This is a genomic window from Pseudomonas fluorescens (assembly GCF_902497895.1).
Lineage (GTDB): Bacteria > Pseudomonadota > Gammaproteobacteria > Pseudomonadales > Pseudomonadaceae > Aquipseudomonas > Aquipseudomonas fluorescens_BP.
Genome location: NZ_CABVHQ010000029.1, coordinates 57,557 through 76,688, shown reverse-complemented (window position 1 = coordinate 76,688; position 19,132 = coordinate 57,557). Strand labels below are relative to the sequence as shown.

The window sequence follows — 19,132 nt, the reverse complement described above, 5'->3', positions numbered from 1 at the left end:
GTACATCTCCAGCGCACGCCGGTCGGCATGCGTCACGGTCAGGCGCAGCACGACTTCGCGCGTCGGCAACGACCGGGCAAGCGGGCCGTAGGCCGACTCGGTGCCGAGCAGCTCGATATGCGTCGCCAGGAAGTCCGCGACCCCGTTCTCGCGCAGCAACCGGCGGCCACGCTCGAGCAGCGCTTCGCCGGTGCGCTTGGCTTTTGCGGGGGCATCGATCCCGACGATGGTGAGCTGCCCGGACACCTTGAAGCCCGCCGGCGCAGTGGCGCTGACTTTGTAGGTAGCGGTCGGCGGCAGGCCGCGCGCACCGGTCACCAGCACGCGATGCGGCCCGACTTGCTCCAGGCGCACCTGGCGGAAGTTGCAGATCACATCCGGTAGCAGATAGCGGGCCGGATCGCCGATTTCGTACAAGAGTTGCTCGCCGACCGTCCCGGGCGAGACGAGCCCGCCGGTGTCCGCGGGCTTGGTGACGACGAAGCTGCCGTCGTCGCGGCACTCCACGATCGGATAACCGATATTGGCCCAGTCGGGCACCGCGGCCCAGTCGGTGTGCAAGCCGCCGGTGGCCTGGCAGCCGCATTCGATGATGTGGCCGGCGAGGCTGCCCGCGGCAAGCCGATCGAAGTCGTCAGGCGCCCAGCCGAATTCGTGCATCAGCACGCCGAGGGTGACCGCACTGTCGACGCAGCGGCCGGTGATGACGATGTCGGCACCTGCGTCGAGCGCCTGCGCGACCGGCAGCGCGACCGGCAGCGCGACCGGCAGCGCGCCAAGGTAGGCATTGGCCGTCACCAACCGTTCCGGCATCCGTTCGCCGTTGTACATTCCGACCGTGCCGGCCGCCCGCATGGCGGCCGCCAGTGGCAGCACGTCGTCGCCTTCCACGATCGCGATGCGTACCGCCACGCCGAGTTCGTCGGCCAGAGCCTGCACCGCCGCGGCGCAGCCCTTCGGGTTCACGCCGCCGGCGTTGCTGACGATGCGAATGCCCTTCTCTACAGCCTGCTTCAGCACCGAGCGCAGTGCCACCGTAACGAAGTCGATGGCGTAGCCTTCCTCGGGACGCTTCATGCGTGCGCCGGCGAGGATCGACATCGTCAGCTCGGCGAGATAGTCGAACACCAGGTAGTCGATGTCACCCTGGCGTACCAGTTGCATCGGCCCTAGGCTGCTGTCGCCCCAGAAGCCCGAGGCGCCGCCGATGCGCACGAGCTTGTTCGCGGCTTGCGAATTCACTTGTTGGTCCATTGCGGTTTCCTTTTTTCCTTGAATGCGGCGATGCCCTCGCGCGCATCCTGCGTCATGGCCAGCAGGCCGATCTGGCCTTCGCCGAACGCGATCGCCTCTTCGAACGACATCGAGCGCATCGCCTTCATCGCATACAGGCCGCGGCGTAGCGCGGTGGGCGAGTTGCCGAGCAGACGCGACAGCAGGCGCTCAAGCGCACCGTCGAGGTCGTCGACCACCTCGTTGATCAGGCCGATTTCGCGCGCTCTCGCGGCATCGATCGGGTCACCCGTCAGGCAAAGTTGCACCAGGCAGCGCTGCGGCACCTGGGCCTGCAGCACGGCGAGCACCTGCATCGGGAACACGCCGACCTTCGCCTCTGGCAAGCCGAAGATCGCGTGCGGGGCAGCGATGGCGAGGTCACACATCGCGAGCAGGCCCATGCCGCCGGCCATGCAGGCGCCGTTGACCCGCGCGATGAGCGGCACGTCGAGCGTGCGGGTGGTGCGCAACAGGTCGGCATAGGCGATGGTCGGCGTGGCGTAGTCGAACGCGAAGGCATCCGCGCCCAGGTCAGCACCGGCGCAGAACGCCTCCTCGCCCGCGCCGGTGAGCACGACAGCGCGGATCGAGTCGTCCGCCCGGGCGCGCTGCAGGGCTTGCTGCAGCGCCGCGATGACGTCCACGTTGAGCGCATTCCGGCGCTCCGGGCGGTCGATGGTGAGAATCAGCCGACCGTCCTGCCGGCTTTCTTGAAGGACCGTCGTCATGCCCTGACCTCCGTTTCCTTGGGTACCGTCGTCACTTGGGTCACGCTGGTCAGTACCATCTCGCGGATCTGTTCGCGCGAGTAGCCAGCCTCCGCGAGCACTTCCTCGCTGTGCTCGCCCAACAGCGGCGGCGGGCGCAACGGCGGCAGTGGCGATTGCGGCCATTCGCTCGGCACCGCCATGGTCCGCAGCATGCCCTCGGTGGGGTGCTCGAATTGTTGGAAGAAGCCGATGTCCTGCAGGTGCGGATCCTCCAGCAGGGTCTCGAAGGTATGCGCCGGGAGCACCGGGATGCCGAGCGGCTCCAGCAGCTCGCGCCATTCTTTCGTGGTCTTGGTTTTCAGGTTGTCGGAGAGGATTTCGTACAGCACCTCGACATGCTGCGTGCGGGATTCGCCGTCGGCAAACCGCGGATCGCTCTCGAACCGCTCGGCCTCGCCGACCACGCGCATGAAGGCCTTCCACTGCTCGTCGGTGTAGACCACCAGGCATACAAGACCGTCTTGCGTGGCGTACGGCCGCCGCTGCGGGTTGAGCAGCCGCGGATAGCCAAAGCCGCCGCGCGGCGGGATGAACGTGTGGCCGTAGAGGTGATCGCCCAGCATCATCTGCGCGGTCGTCTCGAACATCGGCACATCGACCGACTGGCCGCGTCCCGTGCGTTCGCGCGCCAGCAGCGCCGCGCAGATCACACCGAACGCGTACAGGCCCGTCGCCCGGTCCGAGAGGTTGAGCGGCGCATAGCGCGGTACCTCGGACCCCGCTCGCACGCTGGCCTCGGGGATGGCCACGGCGGCCTGGATCAGGTCGTCGAAGGCGCGCGAGGACGCATAGCGGCCGCGCTGACTGAAACCGAAGGTGCCGACATAGATAATGCGCGGGTTCACCTGCCGTACCGCTTCGTAATCCAGCCCGAGTCGCTGCATGGCCTGGGGCCGCACGTTGTAGATCAGCGCGTCGGCCGTCTGCGCCAGCTTCAGCAGTGCCTCCTTGCCGGCAGGATTCTTCAGGTCCAGCACGATGCTGCGCTTGTTGCGGTTGAGGTTGAGGAACAGCGGACCGGCGCCCGCGCGGCCGCCGGGACCGGTGGCGCGCAGCATGTCGCCACCGGGCGGCTCCACCTTGATCACGTCGGCGCCAAGGTCAGCCAGCATCTGCGTGGCCGAAGGTCCCATGACGACTTCGGTGATGTCGATAATGCGTAAGCCGGCGAGCGGCCCGCCCTGGCTTGAATTGTTATTCATTCGATCCGTGCTCCTCTTTTCGGTCAGGAACCGGCTATGTCGGCGCTGTTGCCGCGGATGTAGGGCACCGGTCCGAGACCGCGCGCCGCTGCGAGGGTCTCGATCGCGTATTGGACCGAAAGCGCGTCATTCATTGAGTGGAAGGTGCCGTCCTCGTTGAAGCTGACCTGCGCGCCTTCGATCCAGGCGATGGTGATGGTGTCCTCGGTGTTTTCCTTGGGGGTGTAGAAGGTGTGCACCGAGCCGCCGGGCTCGAACAGGTAGGAACCCGCTGTCTGCGGCTGGTCGGGGTACTCGAGATACTTCCAGCAGCCCTGGATCGTCCACACCTGTGCAGTACCGGTGTGGTAGTGAATCGGCAGGGAGCAACCGGGTTCCACGATGGCCATGATGACCCACTCACCGCGCTCCGGGTCCATGCGTAGCGGCCGGAGGTGGATGCCCGGGAAGACATCCTTGATCAGCGGGATCTGCTCGAGGTTGACGGTCAGCAGAGTGTCCTGCGGGAGGCCGACCAACGGCAGCAACGCGCCGCTGGAAGTGGTTTGCTGCGTGGGAAATTTAGCGTTCATGCGTTGTTTCCTTTTGTTGTTGTGAGTGAAGCGGTTGACGGAAGCCGTCCTTTGATGAGAAAGCCGGATGCAGGCTGCTCCGGCGTGCAGCGCAGGGCTGTGGCGACCCCGCATGGAAGAAACAGGAAGTCGCCCGCCGCGAGACTGAAGTCCTGCCCGTCGACGTGCGCCTCGATCTGTCCGTTTTCGACGTAGAGAACCTGCTCGGCCTCAGGCTCGGTCGTGCAGGCCAATGCGCTGCCGGCATGCATCCGCAGCGCCGAGATGTCGACCCACTGCGCGCCGACGGTGTCGCGATCGATGAGCGGGATGATCGGGGTGGCGGCCTCGGCGGCGGCAAGCACGCGGACTTCGCCGCGCTCAGCGACCGCAGGGTCGGGTTCCGTGATCGTGTGCGCCGGGTTCTCGCCATAAGGCGGCGCATAGACGACCAGCAGCCGGCCGGGCTGGTCGCTGGTCACGCGAAATGTATGGAACACGCCCGCCGGCGCGTAGGTCCAGGTTCCGGGGCCCATCACGTCGACGCGACCCTGGGCTTGCGACTCGCCAATGCCTTCAATCATGTAGGCGCATTGCTCCAGGTGCGGATGCGCGTGTGGCTTGGCGCCATGGGATTTCACGATCGTGCCGACCAGCACTTCGAGCGCCCTCGCGCCCACGGTCTCGGGGCCGATCACGCGCACGTTGGAGGTGCCGGTGTGGTTCGCCGGCGAGTAGGCGGGAAGGTCCGCCGCCCTGATCACAGTGGGGATGGCTTTCATTGCGGCTGGATCCTGAACGTTTTGCGTAAGCATCGAACCTCCGACCTTCTATCAACCTAATGTCCTAATGTTAGGAGTTTATGCATGATAAAAGACCTTCGTCAAGCACCTCATGGGCGTTCAACATCCTCTTGTCGCCAGAGAAGTCGTTTTGCACCAGGTACTGGAGGCAGGCATCAAGTTGCTACAGGACCGCCGCCCAAACCTGATGTATCTGTCGCTGACCGACTTCGTCCAGCACAAGTGGGCACCCGAGACCAGGCCCAGGCGGGCAACTCTACCAGGCGCTGGATGATGCGTTTGGCCGGTTGGTGGAAGAAGAAATCGTGCTGAGCCTAATTGCCGACCACGGCATGAGCGACAAAAGCAACGAGGCGGGCGAGCCGAATGTGATCTGGCTGCAGGATATTCTCGATGCCGAATTCGGTGAGGGTGAAACTACGGTGATCTGCCCGATCACCACGCCTTCGTTGCCCATCACGGCGCGTTGGGTGGTTTTATGGTTCTGCACGCTGGTCGCGCGCAGCGTGCCCCCCTGCCCCACCGGCCATTGATCTTGTCCAGCACCGCCATGACCCTAGTCGCGTCGGTCGGCTGGGACAGCGGCTCAAAACACTGTTCAGCAGGCTTGCGGTACCTCACCTCGAGCCAGTCTCTGGTTGATGTCGTCGACCACTGCCGGCAGGTCGCTGATGGTGTCGATCAGGTAGTGGGGGCGCGACCTCAGCGATAAGCTCTTCGACCAGGTTTCGGTGAAAGCCAGTGGTGCTCAAAGCGTCTGCTTGAAAAAATCGGCGATGCCCACTGGGATGTCATCCCCGGCCAGCCCCGTGAGGTAGTAAGTGGAATTGGCTTGGGCATCCAGATCCACCACGAGCGTACGGTAGCCTTCAGCTGCGCTTGCGGCGGCAAGGTTGCACACGATGCTCGACTTACCTACTCCGCCTTTTTGATTGAAAATGACCCGGCGCATCAATGCCCTTCCTGTGGCAAAAGATTCCAGTCTATCGATTTGTGATTGATCCCTTAGCGTCGACTTGATGAACTTTATGTGACAGCGGCATGCTCCCCGCAGCTCCAGGCACTTACCTGTGAGAGAATCAGGCACCACCGACAGGGAGCACAGTCGCTTTGCCGACATCAGACGTAATACGGATACAGATGCGCAATGCAGAGCCCGTTCTGAAAGCTCTGGATTTGGAGCTGGAGAAGATCACGTTCGACCCTCGCAAGCCAGTGAGTATTGACGCCGCCATCGAGCAAGTCATCGAGGCCATGGATACCCACCTGGAGGACTTCAAATTCAACCCGATACTTGGCCCGATGGCGGACGAGCTCAAAACTCAATACGTAGAAGGGATCCAGGCTCAGGCAACTCATTCGGCTTAGACGCCGGAACAGAATATCCAATAAATTTTTAAACACATGGCCCGCAGACACCGGACGGCAGCGTGTGCCATGGATAGTAATGAACAGAGGGTCTGCTACGCAGTCCTCCCATTTTCCCTAGCGAGGACAACGATGTCTTTTGTCGACGATTTTGTGGCCCAGATCATATCCCTGGAAGTCTCCCTCTATCACTCGCGCGCTCGCCTTTTAGCCACCAGTGACAGCGAAGCCCTCCATGACCTGAGGATCGCGGTTCGGAAAATACGCAGCCTTTTGCGTCCGCTGCGCAACATGCCTGAGGTTGGAGCGTTGAACCAGGCTGCAGCTGAGGTGGGAAAAGCGACTACTCCAACGAGGGATCTGGAGGTCATCATTCATGAACTGCAGAAGATGGGATATCCGCGCCAAGCGATGAGCCGAACCGGAACTCTGAAAGTGAATTATCAGAAAATCGCCGGCAGCTCCACGCTCGACAAGCTGTTTGGGGAGCTGGATCGATGGACAGATTTGTTCAGGGCCGCCGAGAGAGCCGGCGATCTTGCTGATATCAAAAGACAGATACAGAAAGCCCTGAAGAAAAGAATCAATCAGCTGGTTACCGGGCTTCGTGACAAGGATTTTGACCGGCACGAGCTGAGGATCATCGTGAAAAATGCGAGGTATCTCACCGATGCTTTTCCAACGCTGTCACCTCTCGGAGCTAAATCCAAAGCTCAACTGAAGTCGGTGCAGGCGTCGCTCGGCTCATGGCACGATCATCATCAGTGGTGCCTGCGGGCCGAGTCTGAAAGTGACCTGCTCGAGATCGCACCGCAGTGGCAAATCGCATCAGAAAAAGCGTTGGCCGATGCTGAGCGGAAATTGGCGACGTTGCTGGATCACCTTGAGAGAGACCTGGCGAACTCAAAAGCTTAAGGCATAAATCCTGCGGAAACCCTTATTGTAGAGCCTTTGAAAGATTTTGACTCATCGAAAAAATGCGATACCCTGCGCCGCACTTACAGCATAGGGATTGCAGATGAAAATCAGAATTGAGGCAAACGAGCAAGGTAACGGATGCAAGGTCTGGCTTGGGGACAACGCAGTCTCGTTCCCAAACCTGGCAGACGCTAAAACTTACATTGCCCAGCTCGAAGAGCGGATCGAAGCGGCTTCCCATTCTTTTGCCCACGAGGCGGAAAATGCGGAATGTGCGTAAGCATCTCGTTCAGGCCATGAACCAGACCCTATCTGACCCAGATGGCCTGTGTGTTCGACTGGGCCGGACATACACCTTCACGGTCTAACTCGCGCTGCTTGCTGCTGATCTATTCCCCGCGTCGGATGCACAGCGCTTGAGCAACGTCCTGATCGAGCCACGGACATTACGCTTATCCAACTCCTTCGTTGAAATCCAGCGGCAGTCATCGATCTCGTTGCAAGGGCGGGGTTTGCGCTGCCCTACCCGCCGTGCTTCGAAGAGGAAATGGATAACCTTGTCCTGCTCGTACTCTGAGACATAGGCGAGTTGGTCAAAGGTTAAACCGGTCTCTTCCGCCATTTCACGTAGGGCAGCTTGCAGGGGCGTCTCGCCTTGCTCAACACGACCACCAGGCAGGTTCCATTTGGCGTTGCGTTTACGCACGAAGAGAATCTCTTCGTCGCGGCGATAGATCACCGTCGCTCGTCTTTTCAGATTCTTGTCCTTTGCGGTCGCGGCTACCGTTGCACCCATGAGTGATACCTTCAGTCTTTTTATAGAATAGGTAGAACAAGCACCATCAGTAACTCTTCGACCAGAGTGCGCGACGAAGGTGTCGATATGATGACCGTCCAGACTTTGCCGAGCCCTGGAGAGCAAAGGCGTGGCGTGGTTGCCCAAGAGCCTCACCGAACAGGAAGTAACGGATGGGCGCTTAGTCAGAGCACTCGACGAAAGCTGGGATATCCCGCTGGAAATTCACCTAACGCGTCCGACGGCGCCACTCAGTCGCTTTGAGCCACAACCTCAATGCCAACCTCGTCCATAAATGGATTCGGATGGGCGCGCAGAAAACTCCGGCGCTTCAAACCGCGTTAATCCCGGTCAAGGCATTGTCGTCGGATGTGGCACCTCAAGTTTTTTCGTCCTTGATCCGAATCGAATTGCCTCATTCAAAAGGCGTAGTTGTAGTGAGCTGGCCGGTAGAAAATGCAGCGGCATGTTCTGCCTTTCTGCGAGACGTGCTGCGATGATCCGCGTCGATTCCATCTGGCTCGCTACCGAGCCCATGGACATGCGCGCCGGCACTGAAACCGCGCTGGCGCGAGTTGTGGCGGTGTTCGGTGCGGCGAAGCCGCACTGTGCCTATCTGTTTGCCAACCGCCGCGCCAATCGTATGAAAGTGCTGGTGCATGACGGCGTGGGGATTTGGCACAACTGGTGCGAGAATCAAATCCGGCCATGGGCACTCGGGCGCTCAAACTGGTTGTTTGCCGGTTCGTTACGCAGTGGGAAACGTGCGGCTGCGATCATGAGTCTGATCCAGTCGGCGCGGCTCAATGGGCATGATCCCTACGCCTACTTGAAGGACATTCTCACGCGCCTGCCGTCGCAGCGGGCGAGTGAGATTGCAGATCTGCTGCCACATAATCGGGTGGCCGTCTGACCGCGCACTTTTTCAATGCGCAAATTTGCGGTGTAACTCCAAGCGGCCTGATCTTACGCGATCTTGATTACTACCTTACCAAAGGCGCCTCTGGCCAAGTGTTCGTACGCTTGGCGTGCTTGATCGAATGGATACACGTGGTCGATTACCGGGCGAATCTTGTGCTCATTCAAGAATTCGTTCATGCGGTCAAATGACGACCGTGGAGCAACGGCGATGCCGCGAATCGTTGTTTGCCGGAAGATCATAGGCATAAGGTTTAGGGCAGAGGTTTGGCCTGTCAGAAAGCCGATCTGTGCGATACGTCCTCCTGCCTTTGTTGCAGCAATCGATTGATTGATGCCATCACCGCCTGCCACATCCAGCAGGAGATCCACCCCCTTGCCGTCGGTAAGCTTCAGCACCTCCTCTGCCCACTCAGGAGTAGTGCGATAATTCACGCCAGCAACAGCGCCCAGTTTTTTTACAGCTTCCAGATTGTCATCTCGGCTGGAGGTGACGATAACTTTGGCTCCCAAGGCCGTTGCAATTTGTGCTGCAAAAACAGAAACACCTCCAGACCCCTGAACCAAAACGGTTTGGCCGGCCTCGATCTGGCCATAATCGACGAGCGCATACCATGCCGTCAGAGCAGCAATTGGAAGGGTCGCCGCTTCCTCATCTGACATGTTGTCGGGGGCACGTACCGCGCTGTCTTCATGGATGATCATGTATTCCGCCAGACCACCAGGCAATGGCGAGCCGAAGCAGTAGTTGGGCTCATCTGGCCCAGGCATGCCATCCAGCCAACGTGAGTAGAGGTGCGAGTTGACCCGATCTCCGATAGCGAAGCGGCTGACACCATCACCAACTGCCACGACAGTCCCCGCCGCATCGCTGACGGGGATCAGCGGCTTGGGTACCATGTGAGGCTCATAGATGCCGTCAACGATGGCCTTGTCCCGGAAATTGAGTGATACAGCGCCTACTTTAACCAGCAGTTCACCAGCTTGGGGCACGGGTGTTTCCGTTTCGCCCTGCACCAGATTATCCAAGCCGAAATCTTTCAGAAGCCATGCTTTCATTTTCTGTCTCCAGCAGTTTTGAGGTGCAGAGGAGGAAAAGCTCCCCCTTTACGCTGAGGACATTGTTCAGCTTTCCCACGCCTGGATAAATGTGCAGAAACCAACAGGATTGTTATCCTGATCAGCAACAATCATCCAGTTAGTATGCTTCTCGGGGAGGAGACTTATGGAGCTTCTACAGGCGATGCAAGTATTCGCCAAGCTAGCGGAGCTGGGGAGCTTCACCAAAGTCGCAGAGGCAATGCAGGCAGGACGTCCGCACGTCACACGCACTATTCAGGATCTGGAAGCTTCGCTGGGTGTCCGTCTCTTCCAACGCACTACGCGTAAGGTAAAACTGACTGCTGAGGGCGAGCGTTTTTACGAGCGAGTCAAAGAGATTTTGGCGAACATCGCAGAAACCACTTCCATGTTCGACCGTAGTGGATCGACCTTACGTGGACGGCTTCGAATTGACATTCCCACTGCATTTTCCCAGCACAGCTTTATGGAAAGTCTCAGGAGATTTACTGAGGCATTTCCCGAAATCGAGCTTGCGCTAGGTGTGACCGACCGTACGGTAGATCTCGTATCCGAGGGCATCGACTGTGTACTGAGAATTGGTGATCTTCCGGACTCAAGTATGGTGGCCAGAGAAATTGGCACCGCCATCATGGTGACCTGTGCGTCCCCAGGTTATCTCCAAGCATGCGGGGCACCCTTAACCCTGCAAGATCTAGTAAACCACCGATGTGTCAGCTTCCTTTCCGGTCAAAGCAACTGGCCGCTGCCTTGGCACTTCTCGGAGGACGGCGAGGATCGTCCTCATACACCTCATGGTGGTATCAGTGTGAATGAGTCAAATGCCTACGTTCAATGCGGTGTTGCAGGCTTCGGCATTGTTCAAGCTCCGGGAATTACCGTTGAGACCTACCTCGCAAGTGGAGAACTGGTTGAGGTGCTCAGGGCCTATCGTCCAAAGCCGCGCCTGGTCTCCGTGCTGTATCCAAGCAGAACGCATCTTGCGCCTCAGGTCGACGCATTTGTGGATTGGCTGAAGGAGCATTTCCCTGTGCTACACCCCAACTGGTTTAAAGCGCACTAACCTGCGCTCGTATCCTGACTCGGCACCGAGACCGGCTCTCGCCGTAAGGTGTGTTCGGCGAACGCTTACCGACCATCAAGCGGCAGCCAACTTGATCGAGTTATACATAGGCATCCACGAGAGCTATGTTTCAGTGGCCAGCGGCTTCTCCAACGATCAATTGCTCACGATTGCCGAATTTCTTGAAAAGGTAAGCCAAGTGCCGTCGAAACAAGACAGTCTCTAACGCGACTTTGAAAAGGTGATCTAACGCTTGCCCGCTCAGTCCTTACTCGATTTGGGTATCGCAATACGGCTACTGGTCTTGACCTCGCGTAATGACAGGCTGGACTGGATGGAGGCAATACCCACCTGACGCCTGAGCACCTGCTCGATAAATTCACTGTAGCTATCAAGATCCTCTGCCAACACTTGCAGCACGTAATCGGCATCCCCGGTGATCTTGTGACAGGACAACACTTCGGGCAATTGCGCAATCACCGCCTCGAAGGCGTCCGGAGCGTGATCGGCGTGGGTGGAAAAACGAATGTGCACGAACGCCATGATATCCAGCCCCAGCATTCTTCGATCAAGGTTCGCCTGGTAGCCCTTAATCACGCCCGCCTCCTCCATTCTCTTACGCCGCCGCCAGCAAGGCGTAAGGCTTAACGACAGCCGCTCACTGAGCTCGGCGTTGGAAATACTCGCGTCCTCCTGCAGCAATGCGAGAATCGCCAGGTCGGTGTCGTCGAGACTGATGCGCTTGGATATTTTTTTCTGCATTGCGCCATTCCTGAGTAAAACCTCCCGCAAAATCTACCAAAATCTGCAAACAAAGCAAAGAAATCGCCTCCGTACCAGAACAAAATATTTGCACTGGCTCACATCAACGGATGCGCAGAATGTTTACAGTTTTCAGTGATTCCCACCGTTTGCACCATGGCACCGAATTAAAAGACGGCGTGCTCAAGCCGTCCTTCGAACAGCCCAGTCGGGCCGATACCGTCCATAAACGGGTCAAGCAGGTAGGGCTTGGCCAGATCATCGAGCCGCGAGCATTTGACCGGTCGTGCTATGTAAACGCGCACAGCGAGCGCTACGTAACCTTTCTGGAAACCGCCTGGTCAGAATGGTGCGCAACCGGACGCACCCACGATGCCTTGCCGCTGGTATGGCCAGTGCGCGATCTGGCCAACGAGCAAATGCCGACTTTTATCGACGGCAAGCTGGGTTTCTTCGCCATGGACGCCGGTTCCCCCATTACCGCCACCACGTGGCAAGCGGTAAAAACCAGCGCCGATATCGCGCTGACCGGACTGGCGCTGATCGATGAAGGCCACGACAGTGCCTTTGCCCTGTGCCGACCACCCGGCCATCACGCAGCACGCGAATACATGGGCGGCTACTGCTATCTCAACAACGCCGCCATTGCCGCACAGCAGGCTATTACCCAAGGCGCCAAACGTGTCGCCGTACTGGATGTCGACTTCCATCATGGCAACGGCACCCAGAACATTTTCTACGAGCGCAGTGACGTCATGTTTATCTCGTTGCACGGCGAACCGGCGGTGTCCTATCCGTACTACTCAGGCTTCAGCCACGAAGTCGGCGCTGGCAACGGCGAAGGTTACAACCTGAACTATCCGATGCCGAAGAACACCACCTGGGAAAGCTACCGCAACGCCTTGCTCCACGCCTGCAAGAAACTCCAGCAATTTGCCCCTGAAGTGCTGGTTATTTCACTGGGCGTCGACACATTCAAAGACGACCCCATCAGCCATTTCCTGCTGGAAAGCGAAGACTTCATCGGCATCGGTGAGCTGATAGCGGGCGTGGGCTGCCCCACCCTGTTCGTTATGGAAGGCGGCTACATGGTCGATGAAATCGGGATCAATGCGGTCAACGTGCTGCACGGGTATGAGAGCAAACGCGCCTGAGTCATCCCCTGAACCGCAGCGTTTCAACTAATGAATCGGAGAACAAAAACATGACTCTTTTTATAGATGTCGATCATGCCGCACGCCTGTTCGCCACGGTGGGAATCCGCCGGGCTATCCGCGAAATGGCGACTTACATCGAAGCTGACTATTCACGCTGGGCACAGTTTGATAAGTCGCCTCGCACCGCCAATCATTCGGCCAACGGTGTGATTGAGTTGATGCCGACAGACGATGGCCAGCAATACTCCTTCAAATACGTCAATGGTCACCCGGACAACGGTCAAAGCAACTTGCTGACAGTCATGGCTTTCGGTCTCCTGGCCGATGTCCACAGTGGCTATCCAACCTTGCTCAGCGAACTGACACTGACCACAGCCGTGCGCACCGCAGCGACCTCCGCCCTGGTCGCGCAATCCTTGGCGCGTCCAGGTGCAAGCTCCATGGCAATCATCGGCAATGGTGCCCAGAGCGAATTTCAGGCTCTCGCCTTCCACGAAATGCTGTCCATCAAGGAAATACGCATTTTCGATATCGATCGTGACGCTTCACTTAAGTTGAAGCACAACCTGGCCGCATTCCCCGGGATTGAGGTGATTCTGGCCAACTCGGTACAAGACGCGGTCAAGGGCGCGCACATCGTCACCACGGTCACCGCAGACAAGGCCCATGCAACGATTCTGACGCTCGAGATGATCGAGCCCGGCATGCATATCAATGCCGTAGGCGGTGACTGCCCGGGGAAAACCGAACTGCACGCCGAGATCCTGCGCAATGCCCGGGTCATCGTTGAATTTGAACCTCAAACCCGGATTGAAGGCGATATTCAACAACTGGAGGCCGACTCTCCCGTCGTCGAGTTCTTCCGGATTGTTCAGGGTGAAGTACCGGGCCGCGAGAACGACGCACAGGTCACCGTTTTCGATTCGGTGGGCTTTGCCCTGGAAGACTTTTCGTCACTGCGCTACGTGCACGACCTGGCCCGAGAGCATGCCATCGGTGAGCGCATCCATCTGGTGCCGACGCCTTCCAACATAAAAAACCTCTACCAACTGCTTGATCAGCAGCCAGCAATCGTCCCCTCGCGCCTGCGCACGGCCAGCTGATAGCCATAGGTGATGCCCCTGAGCAAAGTGCCAAGGGGCTACTCACCCTGTAGTGAACGCGAAACCCTGCCACCCGCAAACCACCACCGTCAGTAGCCGTTGCATCTCTAACAAGAACGCTAGACAGCCACTTTTCTGCCAAAACTCAAAAACATAAAATCAAGAGGTTTTGTAATGAAATCGACTCCGTCCGAGCGGGTTGAACAACCCGCGCTGCAGCGCACGCTCAGCAATCGTCACATTCAGTTAATGGCCATGGGAGGTGCCATCGGTACAGGCCTGTTCATGGGGTCCGGGAAGATCATCGCCCTCTCCGGCACGTCGATCATCCTCATCTATATGATCATCGGTCTGTTCGTCTACTTCGTTATGCGCGCCATGGGCGAGCTGTTGCTTTCCAACTTGAACTTCAAAAGTTTCGCGGATTTTGCCGGTGCCTACCTCGGCCCACGCGCGGGGTTCTTCCTCGGCTGGTCGTACTGGTTGAGCTGGAGCGTCGCGGTGATTGGCGATGCAGTAGTGGTCGGCGGATTTTTTCAGTATTGGTTCCCCGATGTACCCGCCTGGATACCGGCCATCGGTATGCTAATGACGCTGTTCGCCTTAAATGTGCTGACCGTCCGGCTTTTCGGTGAAGTAGAGTTCTGGTTCGCGATCATCAAGATCGTTGCCGTCGTCACCCTGATTGGCGTCAGCATGGTGCTGATTGCCAGCTCCTTTGTCTCACCCAATGGCGTCACTGCATCCCTGAACCACCTATTGGATAAACAGGCAACCTTCCCCAATGGCCTGTTCGGCTTCTTCGCAGGTTTCCAGATGGCAATCTTCTCATTTGCCGGCACCGAGCTGATCGGCATCGCTGCCGCCGAAACCCGCGCCCCCGAGAAGACCCTGCCTAAAGCCATCAACTCGATTCCGCTGAGAATCATCCTGTTTTATGTGTTGGCACTGGCCTGCATTATTGCGGTGACTTCCTGGCAACAGGTTTCACCCAACAAGAGTCCCTTCGTCGAACTGTTTCTGGTTGCAGGGTTTCCCGCAGCAGCAGGTATCGTCAACTTTGTAGTGCTGACGTCTGCCGCCTCATCGGCCAACAGTGGCGTATTTTCATCCAGTCGTATGCTATTTGGATTGGCCAATCACGACAATGCGCCGGGGATTTTTCGGCGCTTATCGAGCAATAGCGTCCCTCTGCTAAGCCTGGCGTTCACCACGCTGTTGATGCTGGTGGGTGTACTGTTGCTTTTCATCGTTCCGGAAGTCATGACAGCGTTCACCATCGTCTCTACTGTGTCGGCGATCCTGGTGATTTTCACTTGGTCGACCATCCTCGCGTCGTACATTGCCTATCGCAAAAGCCGGCCCGACCTGCATGCGAAATCGGCCTACAAGATGCCTGGCGGCGTGCCGATGGCCTGGTTCTCCTTGGCGTTCCTGGGATTTGTTCTTTGTCTTCTGGCATTAAGACCTGACACCCTTATTGCCTTAATGGTCATGCCAGGGTGGTTCATATGGTTGGCAATTGCCTACCAGTTGACCCAATCCAAGAAGCCCAAACCCGCTGCTGGTTCGGCAAGTCAATACAGCCGATGATCATCTGGAGCCTTTCGGCCTCGATGCAGTGAAACGCGTTTGAGCGACGTGGCATTTGTGGGGCGCCTGCAGGTTGAAGAGCTGCAAGCGAAGGCCGTCAAGTTCTACTGACGGCCAGCTCTACGGATGAACGGCTCGGCTAAGTGCATCGTTGGTGGACTCTCAACGTATCTGGGCGCTAAACCTCGATACGTGGGATCGCTGTTAGTCGCCCTGAAGCTCCAGCTCCACCGCTCGCTTCCAGCTGCTCACTGGGCCAGCCAAGACTCGACGGTGTCCGTCCGTTCTATACGATCTCATACTGCTACGCTGTCCTTTTCCACGGAGGAAAACAAATGCCAAATTCAGACCTGCTCCCTTCCCTTCCTTAGACCCTGTCGTAACCAACACTCCCCCTTCCAAACTGGGCACTCACGTCTTTGCCAGCCATTTTCCACGCTGATTCGAGAGCCTGTCTTAAAACTGAAACCTAATGGTCATATATTGAAGTCAACCGCTTTCATAATCCTGGCTTCAGGCCTTCTTCACGGATGAACTGCCCCCATGCGTCGTGTCGTCTTCAATCAAAAAGGTGGTGTTGGAAAATCCAGCATCGCCTGCAATCTTGCTGCTGTGAGTGCAGCGCAAGGCTACCGAACACTGCTGGTTGATCTCGATCCTCAAGCGAATTCGACTCACTACCTCACGGGTCTGCTCAAAGACGACATTCCCATGGGTATTGCCGACTTCTTCAGACAGACACTGTCTGGAGGCTTTGCCAGGAAAAAGTGTCGAGTGGCCATAACCGAGACTTCTTACGAGAACCTCCATCTCGTGACCGCCAGTCCAGATCTTTTAGATCTCCAGTCAAAGCTTGAGAGCAAGTTCAAGATCAACAAGCTGCGTGGGTTGCTGGTGGAGCTTTCCGAAGATTACGAGCGTATCTATATCGACACCCCTCCCTCGCTGAATTTCTTCACCTTCAGCGCCTTGGTCGCTGCTGATCGGTTGTTGATTCCATATGATTGCGACAGCTTTTCTCGGCAGGCTTTGAATAGCGTCATCGCTCAAGTAGAAGATCTGCGCATGGATCACAATGAATCGCTGCAGATAGAGGGGGTGGTGGTTAATCAATTTGTCGCACACACCGGCTTACACCAGACGCTTGTAGACGAAATGCTCGCCGAGGGTCTGCCTGTGCTACCGGTTTATTTGAGTAGCTCAGTTAAAATGCGCGAGTCCCACGAAGCATCTGTACCCCTTATCCATTTGGCACCACGTCATAAGCTCTCGATAGAATTTGTTGATTTGCTGGATGCACTGGAGCGAGCAGCTTAAGCTGGTTTTCGGGGGCAGCCGGAACAGTGTCGGTTCGGACGAGTACCGAACACCACAATGGAGTTCTCCGGTTGCCCGTGCAATCAGCTACAGCGACTCCAAGTACGGATTGTCGTTGCTGACCCGCGGTCGGCCTCGCGTATCGAGCGAATCATTCGTTAGTTTAAAAACTTGCCGGGTGCAGATGAGCAGGAATGGGCAGAAAGAGCGGCCACACAAACCCCCGATTTCGGAGTGAACTCCCCACTAATGGGTGCCGCTCCCCAGCAGTATTCGCGTCTCGATTAGCCCAAAATTTCAGCCTCTGACCAATGTTTGCTGGATCTTCAGGTCATTGCACATATTTTGTCACAATCCTTGCAAAGTAAGTACCGAGTGAGCTTCTCCCGTTCATGAAAGGTGGAGAGTCGAGGAGCTGTACATATAACCATTGGCTTGCAGCATGAAGTACCCCTGTCAACTCAATGGAAGTGCTGCAGTCATCCTCTGCAACCGTCTTGGGGAAACTCTTATGAACCACCCTGAATATAGGTGTGCGCAGGTAGCGCTGAACTGGTTGATTATTCTATGGACAATGTGCGCCGGCTCCTACACGGCCGCATTCAATGTCCCGGCAGGCGTCAAGCTGACTACTGTCGACTTGAGTATTTCGCTGGCGACATTGTTCATGCCGTTTTTCCTGGTGCATGCAGGGTTGCGCGTTAACCCCACATGCAAACACGCGCCCAGGCCGGGTGAGTTACTGGCAGACTTTGTCCACAACCCGATCTACCTGGTGATCAGACCTTTCGTTCGCCGTTTTTTATGCTTTCTAGCCTGCCTGTTTACGATAACGCTGGTGGCGGCCGACGAACCTCAGGGCAATGACAATCAGGGTAATGAGAAGTGGCTGGAGCCGGCACGCTCCAAGCTCATGCATGTGATTGGCGGGATGCCGTTCTTTCCGCATCGGGCCAATACCCCCGGCAACCTGGTTTTGAATGTAAAAGACTTCGACAATGCCCAGGTATGTGGCGCTTGCCATACGGAGATCTACAAGCAGTGGCGCTCGTCGATGATGTCCCAAGCCTGGGATGAACCCATCTATCGGGCCTTGCTCAAGCGTGCGAGTTCGGCCACCGAGGGGAAGGTCGATAACTTCTGCACCGGCTGCCATACCCCGATCGGTCTCACAACCGGGCAGATCAATTCGCAAGTCAACCGTTCCTCGATTGAAGACAGCGCGAAAAATCATCCGATGCCTGGGGTCGATTGCGAGACCTGCCACAACATTAGTGCCCGCACGGGCCTCGATAACGGCGCCTATGTCCTGAGCCCTCGAGCGCACGGTAAACCGACTAAGTTCGGCCCGCGTAAAGATGCCGTTTCGCCCTATCACGACACCGTATATTCCGCTCTGCACACGCGCTCGGACTTTTGCGGCACCTGTCACAACGTCACGCACCCGTTCAGTAGTGTGGCGGTCGAGCGGACCTATGACGAATGGCAGGAGAGCTCCTACAGTCTTAACGATATAACCTGCCAGAGCTGCCATATGCCGGGTTTTGCGGGTAAGGCCGCGATCATGGGACCAGACCGCGAGCAGGTCGCCTCGCATTGGTTCAGCGGAGCCAACGCTACGATGCTCAAGCATCTCGGTCAGGAAGCGGGCGCTAAACGCGCGCGCGACATGCTTGCGCGCGCGGGGGAAATAAAGTTCCAGCAACTGCCGGCAGCCATCATTCCCGGGCAATACACCTCGGTAGCAGTGAGAGTTGCCAATGTCGGCGCCGGGCACAAGCTGCCGACCGGCTTTCCGGAGGGACGGGAGATGTGGATCGATTTCCGGGTGCTGGATGCCAGTGGTCGCGAGCTCTATCGGCTGGGCTCGATCAAGGACGGTAAGACCGAGGACAACACGCGAAATTTCAAAGTGCACATAGGCGACAAGGATGGCAATCCGTTGGACGTCGAGGTCTGGAATGCCACGCAAATTCTCTCGGACAACCGCATTCTGCCCAAGGGCTACGATATTGGGGAGTTCTCCTTCCTGGTGCCGGCCGACGCCGTCGGGCCGCTCACCTTGACTGCCGAACTGAACTACTGGCCGTTTTCGCAGAAGCTGGCCGACTACCTGCTTGGCAAGGATAAGTTGCAGGTGGAAATCACCCGGATGGCCAAAGTCACACAGAGCGTACCCCTGTCGACAAGCCTGCCAGCCGTCGGGTCAGACACTGCGCACTTTTAGCTTACTCAAGCCTTCGCCTGGATATCGAAATAACCCTGGTTACTGTGCCTCGTAATTAGGTTTACGCGAGCCTGATACAAGGACCCTGGTGTGCGAGGAGTCCACCGCGCTGTGGGCAAAAGTCCCAAATGTTGATCGAGCGTTTCCTACGGTCCGACATACCGACCTGCCAGGGTGGCTCACCCATTTTCAGCTTGACAAACGGCCAGGTTTTTTTAAAAAAAAGGGA

General features: G+C 57.6%; 19 protein-coding genes and 3 pseudogenes. 12 read left to right on the top strand and 10 right to left on the bottom strand.

What is annotated here, in order from left to right; all coding sequences use genetic code 11:
• From F8N21_RS16285 to F8N21_RS30480, 5 genes are all read right to left on the bottom strand, one after another.
• Nucleotides 1–1,254: acyclic terpene utilization AtuA family protein (locus F8N21_RS16285; protein ID WP_150643084.1), on the bottom strand; the 1,254-nt coding region annotated here is incomplete at its 3' end.
• Complete coding sequence (locus tag F8N21_RS16280; protein ID WP_150643083.1) at nt 1,239–2,003, bottom strand: enoyl-CoA hydratase-related protein; 765 nt, start codon at nt 2,001–2,003, stop codon at nt 1,239–1,241. The genes F8N21_RS16280 and F8N21_RS16285, both read right to left, overlap by 16 nt.
• Nucleotides 2,000–3,247 (bottom strand): CaiB/BaiF CoA transferase family protein, encoded by a 1,248-nt coding sequence (locus F8N21_RS16275; protein ID WP_150643082.1) that lies wholly within the window; start codon nt 3,245–3,247, stop codon nt 2,000–2,002. The genes F8N21_RS16280 and F8N21_RS16275 overlap by 4 nt, the downstream gene beginning before the upstream one ends.
• 23 nt (nt 3,248–3,270) lie before the next feature.
• Complete coding sequence (locus tag F8N21_RS16270) at nt 3,271–3,819, bottom strand: 2,4'-dihydroxyacetophenone dioxygenase family protein (protein ID WP_150643081.1); 549 nt, start codon at nt 3,817–3,819, stop codon at nt 3,271–3,273.
• On the bottom strand, nt 3,816–4,580 hold the full coding sequence (locus F8N21_RS30480; protein WP_191624339.1) for a cupin domain-containing protein: 765 nt from the start codon (nt 4,578–4,580) through the stop codon (nt 3,816–3,818). The genes F8N21_RS16270 and F8N21_RS30480 overlap by 4 nt, the downstream gene beginning before the upstream one ends.
• A gap of 311 nt (nt 4,581–4,891) precedes the next feature.
• Between F8N21_RS30480 and F8N21_RS30960 the strand changes: the two genes are divergently transcribed.
• Nucleotides 4,892–5,134 carry a hypothetical protein gene (locus F8N21_RS30960; RefSeq protein ID WP_224788234.1) on the top strand — a complete coding sequence of 81 codons (243 nt, stop codon included), beginning with the start codon at nt 4,892–4,894 and terminating at the stop codon, nt 5,132–5,134.
• Nucleotides 5,135–5,199: 65 nt separating this feature from the next.
• On the opposite strand, the pseudogene F8N21_RS16250 reads toward F8N21_RS30960, so the two are convergent.
• Together F8N21_RS16250 and F8N21_RS16245 are read right to left on the bottom strand one after the other, a co-directional pair.
• Nucleotides 5,200–5,301, bottom strand: a pseudogene (locus tag F8N21_RS16250) (phosphonoacetaldehyde hydrolase); the annotation flags it as partial.
• 51 nt (nt 5,302–5,352) lie between these two features.
• A pseudogene (locus tag F8N21_RS16245) lies at nt 5,353–5,553 on the bottom strand (ParA family protein); the annotation flags it as partial.
• A gap of 188 nt (nt 5,554–5,741) precedes the next feature.
• On the opposite strand from F8N21_RS16245, the gene F8N21_RS16240 reads away from it, so the two are divergent.
• The 3 genes from F8N21_RS16240 (at nt 5,742) to F8N21_RS16230 (ending at nt 7,167) form a co-directional block, all read left to right on the top strand.
• Nucleotides 5,742–5,969: a hypothetical protein gene (locus F8N21_RS16240; RefSeq protein ID WP_150643080.1), complete on the top strand. Its 228-nt coding sequence runs from the start codon at nt 5,742–5,744 to the stop codon at nt 5,967–5,969.
• Nucleotides 5,970–6,101: 132 nt separating this feature from the next.
• Entirely contained in the window at nt 6,102–6,884 is a 783-nt protein-coding gene (locus F8N21_RS16235; protein WP_191624338.1) for a CHAD domain-containing protein, read from the top strand.
• 103 nt (nt 6,885–6,987) lie between these two features.
• The gene (locus F8N21_RS16230; protein WP_150643078.1) at nt 6,988–7,167 is read left to right on the top strand and encodes a hypothetical protein; all 180 of its coding nucleotides are present in this window, start codon (nt 6,988–6,990) and stop codon (nt 7,165–7,167) included.
• Between the two features lie 84 nt (nt 7,168–7,251).
• On the opposite strand, the gene F8N21_RS16225 is transcribed toward F8N21_RS16230, so the two are convergent.
• Nucleotides 7,252–7,683, bottom strand: a complete 432-nt coding sequence (locus F8N21_RS16225) for an NUDIX hydrolase (protein ID WP_150643077.1) — start codon at nt 7,681–7,683, stop codon at nt 7,252–7,254.
• A 112-nt stretch (nt 7,684–7,795) separates the two neighbouring features.
• Here F8N21_RS16225 and F8N21_RS30955 point away from each other — a divergent pair.
• Both F8N21_RS30955 and F8N21_RS16210 read left to right on the top strand, forming a co-directional pair.
• A pseudogene (locus F8N21_RS30955) lies at nt 7,796–7,978 on the top strand (hypothetical protein); the annotation flags it as partial.
• Nucleotides 7,979–8,596: a transposase domain-containing protein gene (locus F8N21_RS16210; RefSeq protein WP_318184177.1), complete on the top strand. Its 618-nt coding sequence runs from the start codon at nt 7,979–7,981 to the stop codon at nt 8,594–8,596.
• A gap of 53 nt (nt 8,597–8,649) precedes the next feature.
• On the opposite strand, the gene F8N21_RS16205 is transcribed toward F8N21_RS16210, so the two are convergent.
• A complete protein-coding gene (locus F8N21_RS16205) occupies nt 8,650–9,660 on the bottom strand; it encodes a zinc-dependent alcohol dehydrogenase family protein (RefSeq protein ID WP_150643074.1) in 1,011 nt (336 codons plus the stop codon).
• Between the two features lie 184 nt (nt 9,661–9,844).
• Between F8N21_RS16205 and F8N21_RS16200 the strand changes: the two genes are divergently transcribed.
• A complete protein-coding gene (locus F8N21_RS16200) occupies nt 9,845–10,744 on the top strand; it encodes a LysR family transcriptional regulator (RefSeq protein ID WP_150643086.1) in 900 nt (299 codons plus the stop codon).
• A gap of 261 nt (nt 10,745–11,005) precedes the next feature.
• On the opposite strand, the gene F8N21_RS16195 is transcribed toward F8N21_RS16200, so the two are convergent.
• The gene (locus F8N21_RS16195) at nt 11,006–11,506 is read right to left on the bottom strand and encodes an Lrp/AsnC family transcriptional regulator (RefSeq protein WP_150643073.1); all 501 of its coding nucleotides are present in this window, start codon (nt 11,504–11,506) and stop codon (nt 11,006–11,008) included.
• Between the two features lie 119 nt (nt 11,507–11,625).
• On the opposite strand from F8N21_RS16195, the gene F8N21_RS16190 reads away from it, so the two are divergent.
• The 5 genes from F8N21_RS16190 (at nt 11,626) to F8N21_RS16170 (ending at nt 18,903) form a co-directional block, all read left to right on the top strand.
• Complete coding sequence (locus F8N21_RS16190) at nt 11,626–12,660, top strand: histone deacetylase family protein (RefSeq protein ID WP_150643072.1); 1,035 nt, start codon at nt 11,626–11,628, stop codon at nt 12,658–12,660.
• 50 nt (nt 12,661–12,710) lie between these two features.
• Nucleotides 12,711–13,766, top strand: a complete 1,056-nt coding sequence (locus F8N21_RS16185; RefSeq protein WP_150643071.1) for an ornithine cyclodeaminase — start codon at nt 12,711–12,713, stop codon at nt 13,764–13,766.
• A 174-nt stretch (nt 13,767–13,940) separates the two neighbouring features.
• Complete coding sequence (locus F8N21_RS16180) at nt 13,941–15,359, top strand: amino acid permease (RefSeq protein WP_150643070.1); 1,419 nt, start codon at nt 13,941–13,943, stop codon at nt 15,357–15,359.
• Between the two features lie 543 nt (nt 15,360–15,902).
• Nucleotides 15,903–16,676 carry a ParA family protein gene (locus tag F8N21_RS16175; protein WP_150643069.1) on the top strand — a complete coding sequence of 258 codons (774 nt, stop codon included), beginning with the start codon at nt 15,903–15,905 and terminating at the stop codon, nt 16,674–16,676.
• A 511-nt stretch (nt 16,677–17,187) separates the two neighbouring features.
• Nucleotides 17,188–18,903 (top strand): multiheme c-type cytochrome, encoded by a 1,716-nt coding sequence (locus F8N21_RS16170; RefSeq protein WP_150643068.1) that lies wholly within the window; start codon nt 17,188–17,190, stop codon nt 18,901–18,903.
• Nucleotides 18,904–19,132 lie beyond the last annotated feature (229 nt).

Coding starts and splice junctions, on each gene's coding strand:
- F8N21_RS16200 (WP_150643086.1), top strand. CDS start 9,845: ATGCAAGTATTCGCCAAGCTAGCGGAGCTGGGGAGCTTCACCAAAGTC.
- F8N21_RS16280 (WP_150643083.1), bottom strand. CDS start 2,003: ATGACGACGGTCCTTCAAGAAAGCCGGCAGGACGGTCGGCTGATTCTC.
- F8N21_RS16230 (WP_150643078.1), top strand. CDS start 6,988: ATGAAAATCAGAATTGAGGCAAACGAGCAAGGTAACGGATGCAAGGTC.
- F8N21_RS16170 (WP_150643068.1), top strand. CDS start 17,188: ATGAACCACCCTGAATATAGGTGTGCGCAGGTAGCGCTGAACTGGTTG.
- F8N21_RS16205 (WP_150643074.1), bottom strand. CDS start 9,660: ATGAAAGCATGGCTTCTGAAAGATTTCGGCTTGGATAATCTGGTGCAG.
- F8N21_RS16175 (WP_150643069.1), top strand. CDS start 15,903: ATGCGTCGTGTCGTCTTCAATCAAAAAGGTGGTGTTGGAAAATCCAGC.
- F8N21_RS16270 (WP_150643081.1), bottom strand. CDS start 3,819: ATGAACGCTAAATTTCCCACGCAGCAAACCACTTCCAGCGGCGCGTTG.
- F8N21_RS16235 (WP_191624338.1), top strand. CDS start 6,102: ATGTCTTTTGTCGACGATTTTGTGGCCCAGATCATATCCCTGGAAGTC.
- F8N21_RS16275 (WP_150643082.1), bottom strand. CDS start 3,247: ATGAATAACAATTCAAGCCAGGGCGGGCCGCTCGCCGGCTTACGCATT.
- F8N21_RS16225 (WP_150643077.1), bottom strand. CDS start 7,683: ATGGGTGCAACGGTAGCCGCGACCGCAAAGGACAAGAATCTGAAAAGA.
- F8N21_RS16180 (WP_150643070.1), top strand. CDS start 13,941: ATGAAATCGACTCCGTCCGAGCGGGTTGAACAACCCGCGCTGCAGCGC.
- F8N21_RS16195 (WP_150643073.1), bottom strand. CDS start 11,506: ATGCAGAAAAAAATATCCAAGCGCATCAGTCTCGACGACACCGACCTG.
- F8N21_RS16185 (WP_150643071.1), top strand. CDS start 12,711: ATGACTCTTTTTATAGATGTCGATCATGCCGCACGCCTGTTCGCCACG.
- F8N21_RS16190 (WP_150643072.1), top strand. CDS start 11,626: ATGTTTACAGTTTTCAGTGATTCCCACCGTTTGCACCATGGCACCGAA.
- F8N21_RS16240 (WP_150643080.1), top strand. CDS start 5,742: ATGCGCAATGCAGAGCCCGTTCTGAAAGCTCTGGATTTGGAGCTGGAG.
- F8N21_RS16210 (WP_318184177.1), top strand. CDS start 7,979: ATGGATTCGGATGGGCGCGCAGAAAACTCCGGCGCTTCAAACCGCGTT.
- F8N21_RS30480 (WP_191624339.1), bottom strand. CDS start 4,580: ATGAAAGCCATCCCCACTGTGATCAGGGCGGCGGACCTTCCCGCCTAC.